This is a genomic window from Janthinobacterium woesei (genome assembly GCF_051380875.1).
GTDB lineage: Bacteria > Pseudomonadota > Gammaproteobacteria > Burkholderiales > Burkholderiaceae_D > Janthinobacterium.
Genome location: NZ_JBNYXW010000015.1, coordinates 171,659 through 178,558 on the forward strand (window position 1 = coordinate 171,659; position 6,900 = coordinate 178,558).

Consider the following 6,900-nt stretch of genomic DNA (forward strand, 5'->3'; position numbering starts at 1 on the left):
TAATACATTAATGCGCCATGATAGCGCTTATAGATGGTCTTCGCGACGGTGGCGCTGCGCATCGTCCTGCCGGTTCAGGCGGTGCGATGGCAGGCACAGGAACCACAGGGCCATGAAGGGCCACAGCAAGGCCAAAAATTGCGCCGCGCCATTAAAGTTGAGGAACTTGCCTTGCACCCAGCCTTGCAGGGTCGACATGAAATATGGGTTGATCGGCGTCGTGTTCACCATGACCAGACTCAGCAGCAAGGTGGCGGTGGCGATGCGGCGCTGCGCCACGTGGGGCGCGAAGGCCAGGCCGCCCAGCATGATCAGACCGATCAGGACGCCGCCCTGGGCGCCAGGCGTGATCCAGACGAAGGCGTTTTCGGGTGAAAACAGCAGCGCGCTGGCCATCGAGCGCACGATCAATGCGGCGGCGATCAGGACCAGCATCAGCACGGCGCGGGGCGCGGCGCGGCGCAGCAGGCACAGCAAGGTGAGCACGGCGCCCGTCATGCCGCAGGCGGTGATGATGGTTTCCGAGAGCCAGTATTGCTCGACTGTCAATATCGTGTCGGGGCGCAGATAGGACGCCAGGTCGATTTCCATGCCCATCAGGCTGGAAAGCCAGTCCGACAGGATGGGCAGCAGCTGGCCCAGGCCGAACAGATAGCCTTGCGGATAGATTTGCGCCAGCGGCCACAGCGCCACCAGCACCAGGCCCTGGCTGGCGTGCTGGGCAAACCAGCGCTGGCGCAGCCGGTACAGATGGCTATGGTCGAGCAGTTTGCGCGCCGTCAAGGCGCCGATGATGGAACCGATGAAGCAGCCCGCCGAATTCGTATAAAAGTCGAGATTCGATGAAACGCGGCTGGGCAAATAGGTTTGTACCGCTTCCATGCTGCCGGAAATGAGCATGCCGCACAGGCTGGCGATGACGACGGCAAAGAAACCAGTGACTCTTGGAAACAGCGAATACACGAGCAGGGCGCCCAGCGGAATATAGCCGACGACATTGATGCCGACGTCAAAGCCGGTCCAGTAACGGGGCATGCGCGTGTTTTCCAGGAAGGTCAGCGGCGACAGGCCATTGCTGTGCCAGCCCGTGAAGGGGAACCAGCTGGCATACACGATCAGGAAGATGTAGGCGAGCAGGGTCGCACGCGACACGGGCGAGGAGCGGACGGGCGGCAGCGGTGCTGGCGGGCTGGCGGGGGCTGCGGGTGCGGTCATGCTGTTGCGGTCACTCTGTCGCGAGGTTCAGCGTGCCCAGCCAGGTGAGCAGGTCGGCGGCGATGGCGTCCGATGCCGCTGCCAGTGCCTGCGCGCCACCTTGCGCGTCGGCACTGCTGGCCGGGCCGCTGCGGCTGAAGGTTTTCTGGTCGATCAGGCGATGGCCGCGAAATACCGAGGCGCGCAGCGACACATGGCCGCTGCTTTGCGTTTGTGTATCGAAATTTTGCGAAAAATCATCGACGTCGATGCGCAACAGGGGCATGCCTGCCGCAGCATCCGTGCTCGACAGCACTTTCACGCCGCTCTGGGCGACGCGGGTTTTCAGGCGCTGGCTGAGCAGTTGCAGGGGCGGCGTATTCCAGCGGTTGTAGGCGTAGGGCCGCGATTGCTGGGCATCGGCGTACAGCAAACGGTAATACATGCGCTGGCTGTCGAGCCAGGATGGGCCGTTGGCATCGGCGATCACCAGCACGGGCACGGGCGGCGTGGCAGGCTGCGCCGCAGCTTGCGCTGCCAGCGGCGCCACCGGGCCGAAATCATAAAAAGTGGGGACGGGGCCGCGCGTGGCGCAGCCGCCCAGCAGGAAAGCGCTGGCAAGGGCCAGCACGCTGAGATGGCGTGGAATTTGCATGGTTCGTTCTCCTTATTTGCCTGGCGCCGAAAAGCCGGGCTCGCCCGGACCGGGCGGGATGTCTGGGGCGCCGAACAAGATGCTCTGCGGCTGTTCATTGAGCGTGCTCATGGTGGTTTTCAGGGCGCGCATCGAGGAACGCGCTTCGCCGCTCAGCTCGATCACTTGCGGCAGCACTTCCAGCGACACGCTATTGGCCACCGTTTCCACCGAGCTGCCCACCTTGTCGACCGTGCCAACGACCTTGTCGAGCACGCCACCGGGCGCCTGGATATCGTTGCCCAGCTTTTTCCAGGTTGTCGTCAGGTCCGAGACATTCTTGCTGGCCGTACTGACGGCCGTCAATGTTTGCCGCGTTTGTTCGGTCAGCTGCGGCAGTTGCGTCAGGGTCGGTTCCAGTTGCTGCGGAATGGCGCCGAAGGCCTTGGCCGCCTTGCCCACTTCGTTGAAGGCGCCCAGCATGGCCGCCTGGTTGTCCGGGCTGAGCAGATTATTCACCTTGTTGGTAATCTGCTCGGCCTGGTCGAGGATGCGCTTGCCGCGCTTTTCCAGCTGGTCGAGCAAGCCGGCGCGCAGCGGGATCAGCGACGGCCTGTCCTTGCTGGTACCCAGCAGTTTCGAGCCCACCTGTTCATCGTCGAGCTGGATGTAGGCGATGCCCGTCACGCCCTGGTAGCCCAGGGTGGCAAAGGTGGTGTTAGTGACGGGCGTGTCGGGCGCGACGCTGATGTGCACCAGGATTTGCCCCGCCTTTTGCGTATCGAAGTCGATGGCATCGACCTTGCCCACTTCCAAGCCACGGTAGCGCACGGTGGCTTGCGGGTTCAGGCCCGGCACGGAGAGGGTGGTGGCCAGCAGATAGGGCACCCGTTCCACGCGGTCGCGGTTGAACCAGACGCCGAACAGGATGGCCGCCACCAGCAGGGTGAGTGTAAAAAATCCCGTCATCAGGGCATGTGATCTGTTTTCCATTACTTCTCCGCTTGTGTGTCAGTGCCGGCGGGAGCGCCTGGCTGCGCAGCCTTGTCTGCCGCCTGTTTTTCATCGAGGACGGCCAGTGCGCGCTTGCCGCGGTCGCCGAGGAAAAATTGCTTGATGAACGGGTGATCGACTTCGATGACCTCGCGCGTGGGGCCGATGGCGATCACGTGTTTTTCCGCCAGCACGGCGATACGCGTGGACAGGGCGAACAGGGTGTCGAGGTCATGCGTGACCATGACGACCGTCAAGCCCAGCTCACGGTGCAGCGACTGGATCAGGGTCACAAAGCTTTCCGACAGGTCAGGGTCCAGGCCGGCCGTGGGCTCGTCGAGGAACAGCAGCTTCGGTTCCAGCGCCAGGGCGCGCGCCAGGGCCACGCGCTTGATCATGCCGCCAGACAAGTCCGACGGCATCTTCAGCGCATGTTCCGGTCCCAGGCCCACCATATTCATCTTCAATAATACCGCGTCGTGGATCAGCGTCTCGGGCAGTACGCGCAATTCGCGCATCGGTTGCGCGACGTTGTCGAACACGGTCAGCGCCGAATACAGCGCGCCTTGCTGGAACAGCATGCCCCAGTGGTTGCGCAATTGTTGCAACTGGTCGGAACTTGCCTGGTTGATATCTTCGCCGAAGACTTTCACGCAGCCGCGTGCCGGATGTTCCAGGCCCAGCATCTGGCGCAGCAGTACCGTCTTGCCCGTGCCGGAGCCGCCCACGATGGAGAGGATTTCGCCCCGTTCGATTTCCAGGTTCAAGTCCTGGTGCACGACGGTGCGGCCGAACTTGGTCCACAGATTGGTGATTTCCACCACGGGCGCGCTGCCATGCAGGTTGAACTGGCCCTCCTTGCCCTCGCTCACCTTGCAAGCGTTATTATCGTCCGCCATCAATACCCCACTCCATTGAAGACGATGGCGAACACGGCGTCGGCCAGGATCACCACGGTAATGGCCGTGACGACTGCGGTGGTGGTGCCGCGCCCCAGGCTTTCCGTGTTGGCCTTGATGCGCAGGCCGAAATGGCAGGAAACCAGCGCGATCAGCATGCCGAAGATGACGCCCTTGCCCAGGCCGATCATGTAGTTGGCCAGCGGCACGGCGTCCGGCAGCTTCTGGATGAAGTAGCGCGCCGACAGGTTCAGTTCCACCTTGGCCGCCACCATGCCGCCGATCAACGCGGCCGTATCGGTCCAGATGACGAGCAGGGGCATGCAAATGGCCAGGGCCAGCACTTTGGGCATGACTAGGCGAAAACCGTGCGAAATGCCCATCACCAGCATGGCGTCGAGCTCTTCCGTGACGCGCATCACGCCCAGCTGCGCCGTGATGGACGAGCCAGAGCGCCCGGCCACCAGGATCGCCGCCAGCAGCGGCCCCAGTTCGCGGATGACGCTCATGCCCAGCAGGTTGACCAGGTAAATGTCGCCGCCAAAGGCGCGCAGTTGCTGCGCCGACAGATAAGACAGCACCACGCCGATCAGGAAACCGACGAGCGCCGTGATGCCCAGCGCCTGGAAGCCAGCATGGTAGATATTGGCGGAAATTTCACGCCAGGGTCCGCGCAGCGGATGGCGCGCGAAGCGGCCGATATCCTGCGTCACCTGGCCGACCAGGGCAATAAACCCCTTCAAATGTTCAAAAAAGAGCAGGATGGCCATGCCCAGCTTCATCACGGGCGTCAGGCGGTTGGCGCGCGATGGCGGCGTTGCCAGGGGGCCCGTTGCTTCGATGCGCTTGAAAAACTCTTCCTGGGATGGCGCCAGGGTCAGCTGTGCAGGGCGCTGCTTGCCCCAGGCATTCCAGAACAGCTGGGCGCCGATATGGTCCATGCTGTCGATCTGCGACAGGTCCCAGTGGGTGCTAGCATCGCCTTGCAAGGGCTTGAGCTGGGCATCGATGGCCTTGATCGCATTGTCATGCGCCAGGGCGTGCACCTGCCAGGTGCCGCTGGCGGTCACGATGGCCCCCTGTTGGGGGCTGGTCTGGGAGAGGGTCAGTTTCGGCGATTGTACAGTCGGCATCATGTGAGTTTAAGGGAGAATCGCGCAGACCGCCACCGCTGTTCGAGTACCGCTGCTCAAGAGGCCAGGTGGCGCGCCTGGCGCTGCGGCAGCGTGATGTCCGGGCGCACCTTGGCGTTGCCAGTGCTGCCTTCGTTTGCCTTGGCATGCGTGGCCGCCTGGGCGCCGCCCGCATAGTCGCTGGCCACTAAGGCATTGGCCTCAGGCGCGCTCAGACCCCGCGTTTGCAGCCATTGCGCCACCAGCTTGGCCAGGCGCTCCATGGCGATGCGGTGGGTGGCGTCCGTATGGGCGTACAGCCAGTTCGAAAAGTCCATGAAGTTTTCAAACGGTGCATCGCCCAGCATCCATTGCACCGTATTGGCGAAACGGCCCGAGTTGGCCACCAGGTCCCAGTAGCGGGCGAAGCGCACCAGGCGCTGCATGCTCATGAAATCGAGCTGTTTATTCGCCAGAATGGTGTAAGGGGGGTGCGGATCGAACACCAGCCCAAAGTTTTCCGTGTGGCGGATGATGGGCGTGCCGCGCAGCCGCTTCAATATGCCGAACTGGATTTCATGCGGCTTCAATGCCACCAGCTTGTTGAAACCGGCGGCAAAGCTCGCTTCATCCTCGCCCGGCAGGCCGGCGATGAGGTCCACGTGCAGGTGGGCATTTGATTCTTCGCAAAGCCAGCGGATATTCTCGGCTGCCTTTTGATTATCCTGCTTGCGGCTGACCAGCGATTGCACTTCCGGATTGAAACTCTGGATGCCGATCTCGAACTGCAGCGCGCCGGGCGGGAACTTGCTGATACCTTCTTTGAGGGCATCGGGCAAATGGTCGGGCACCAGCTCGAAGTGGGCGTAGATCGGGTCGTCCGGATTGGCTTCGATCTTGTCGAGGAAGAACTGCATGATCTTCAGGCTGGTCTTGATGTTCAGGTTGAAGGTGCGGTCGACGAACTTGAACAGGCGCGCGCCGCGCGCATGCAAGGATTCCATCTCGGCCAGGAAGTTCTCCAGGGCGAAGGGCCAGGCCGTCTTGTCGAGTGCCGACAGGCAAAACTCGCACTTGAACGGGCAGCCGCGCGAGGCTTCCACGTAAATCGTACGATGCTTGATATCGTCATCTGTATACAAGGAGTAGGGCAGTTGCAGTTCCGCCAGCGGCGCCTGCACACCCGCATGGATCTTCATCAGCGGTTTTGGGCCGTTGAGTATCTCGCCACACAGCTTGGGGAAAGTGACGTCGCCCCAGCCCGTGATCAGGTAATCGGCCAGCTTGACGATTTCTTGCTCGCCCGCTTCATGCGACACTTCCGGGCCGCCCAGCACGATGATGACGTCGGGCGCCACGCGCTTGAGCATGGCCACCAGCTTGGTGGTTTCCTCGACGTTCCATATATACACGCCAAAACCGATGATGCGCGGCTTGTTCGCCAGGATGCGCTCGACCAGTTCCGTGGTCTTCGTGCCGATGACGAATTCCTGCAGCCGCGTCTGCGCCTGCAGCGGCCCCATATTGGCCAGCAGATAGCGCAGCCCCAGCGAAGCGTGGGTATAGCGGGCGTTCAAAGTGGAGAGCAGGATGGTCATGACAGGTGCGGATCGAGGAAAACAGTCATTTTACGCTGCACTCGACGATTTCTCTGGATAAAGCTTGCTTCCTGGGCAGGAGTTGGCTATAGTTCGCCTCCCCGATGAGACGCAGTCAAATGCGGCAGTTGAGGATCACCGGAAACGGCGATGCAGTAAGTTTTTAAGCGCAATGCGCTGAAAAACGAAGGTTGACAAAGTAGCCGAAACGCTTCATACTCTTCCTTCTTCGCAGCTGACAAACACAACGCTTTGTCGATAGCGCGAAAGCAGTACCGATCACAGTTCTTTAACAATTAACAGTCGATAAGTGTGGGCATTTGATGCAAGTGCAGCGCCGATCTTCGGATTGGCGTCTAACTTAAAATATCAAATGTTCACAAGAAATAATGAAATAGGATACTTCTTCGGAAGTAGCCTGTCAGTTTTTTGAGTGAGCAAACACCTCGCAATGCGAGGGGTTTGAACTA

General features: G+C 61.3%; 6 protein-coding genes. All 6 read right to left on the reverse strand.

The window, feature by feature from the left end; genetic code table 11:
* Positions 1-27: 27 nt before the first annotated feature.
* From ACQ4W6_RS18575 to ACQ4W6_RS18600, 6 genes are read right to left on the reverse strand one after another with little or no spacing between them, the layout of a single operon-like run.
* Positions 28-1,215, reverse strand: a complete 1,188-nt coding sequence (locus tag ACQ4W6_RS18575) for a VanZ family protein (protein ID WP_436568642.1) — start codon at positions 1,213-1,215, stop codon at positions 28-30.
* Between the two features lie 10 nt (positions 1,216-1,225).
* Positions 1,226-1,849, reverse strand: a complete 624-nt coding sequence (locus tag ACQ4W6_RS18580; protein ID WP_436568643.1) for an ABC-type transport auxiliary lipoprotein family protein — start codon at positions 1,847-1,849, stop codon at positions 1,226-1,228.
* Between the two features lie 12 nt (positions 1,850-1,861).
* Positions 1,862-2,821 (reverse strand): MlaD family protein, encoded by a 960-nt coding sequence (locus ACQ4W6_RS18585; RefSeq protein ID WP_436568644.1) that lies wholly within the window; start codon positions 2,819-2,821, stop codon positions 1,862-1,864.
* A complete protein-coding gene (locus tag ACQ4W6_RS18590) occupies positions 2,821-3,720 on the reverse strand; it encodes an ABC transporter ATP-binding protein (RefSeq protein ID WP_436568645.1) in 900 nt (299 codons plus the stop codon). Before ACQ4W6_RS18590 ends, ACQ4W6_RS18585 begins: the two co-directional genes overlap by 1 nt.
* Complete coding sequence (locus ACQ4W6_RS18595) at positions 3,720-4,853, reverse strand: MlaE family ABC transporter permease (protein WP_436568657.1); 1,134 nt, start codon at positions 4,851-4,853, stop codon at positions 3,720-3,722. The genes ACQ4W6_RS18590 and ACQ4W6_RS18595 overlap by 1 nt, the downstream gene beginning before the upstream one ends.
* 56 nt (positions 4,854-4,909) lie before the next feature.
* On the reverse strand, positions 4,910-6,430 hold the full coding sequence (locus tag ACQ4W6_RS18600) for a B12-binding domain-containing radical SAM protein (protein ID WP_436568646.1): 1,521 nt from the start codon (positions 6,428-6,430) through the stop codon (positions 4,910-4,912).
* Positions 6,431-6,900: the final 470 nt, after the last annotated feature.

What these genes read in the sequence shown, in the direction of transcription:
- ACQ4W6_RS18575 (WP_436568642.1), bottom strand. Translation starts at nt 1,215, where the DNA reads ATGACCGCACCCGCAGCCCCCGCCAGCCCGCCAGCACCGCTGCCGCCC.
- ACQ4W6_RS18580 (WP_436568643.1), bottom strand. Translation starts at nt 1,849, where the DNA reads ATGCAAATTCCACGCCATCTCAGCGTGCTGGCCCTTGCCAGCGCTTTC.
- ACQ4W6_RS18585 (WP_436568644.1), bottom strand. Translation starts at nt 2,821, where the DNA reads ATGGAAAACAGATCACATGCCCTGATGACGGGATTTTTTACACTCACC.
- ACQ4W6_RS18590 (WP_436568645.1), bottom strand. Translation starts at nt 3,720, where the DNA reads ATGGCGGACGATAATAACGCTTGCAAGGTGAGCGAGGGCAAGGAGGGC.
- ACQ4W6_RS18595 (WP_436568657.1), bottom strand. Translation starts at nt 4,853, where the DNA reads ATGCCGACTGTACAATCGCCGAAACTGACCCTCTCCCAGACCAGCCCC.
- ACQ4W6_RS18600 (WP_436568646.1), bottom strand. Translation starts at nt 6,430, where the DNA reads ATGACCATCCTGCTCTCCACTTTGAACGCCCGCTATACCCACGCTTCG.